Here is a 340-nt window from a genome sequence, read left to right as displayed (position 1 = left end):
TAGAAGCCTAGCAATGTCCTACTCTCACATGGGAACTCCCACACTACCATCGGCGCTACTGCGTTTCACTTCTGAGTTCGGAATGGGATCAGGTGGTGCCACAGTGCTATTGTCGCTAGACAAAACTTGTAATATCAAAGATATAATTTAATTTATACTGTTTAAAATACAAAGTAAATTAGAACCTTGGAACAAAAAACCCGTAGCATCAGCTACGGGTTTCTCTAAATAGAAGCCTAGCAATGTCCTACTCTCACATGGGAACTCCCACACTACCATCGGCGCTACTGCGTTTCACTTCTGAGTTCGGAATGGGATCAGGTGGTGCCACAGTGCTATT

Annotated in this window: 2 rRNA genes; both read right to left on the bottom strand. The window is 43.8% G+C overall.

What is annotated here, in order from left to right:
• Positions 1–5 precede the first annotated feature (5 nt).
• A 5S ribosomal RNA gene (rrf, locus tag H4J76_RS19585) occupies positions 6–120 on the bottom strand.
• 114 nt (positions 121–234) lie between these two features.
• Positions 235–340 (bottom strand): 5S ribosomal RNA (rrf, locus tag H4J76_RS19580); the annotation flags it as partial.

This window comes from Colwellia sp. BRX9-1 (assembly GCF_014077195.1).
GTDB lineage: Bacteria > Pseudomonadota > Gammaproteobacteria > Enterobacterales > Alteromonadaceae > Colwellia_A.
Note: the sequence above shows the minus strand (reverse complement) of the source record. Positions and strands in the feature narration are given on the sequence as shown.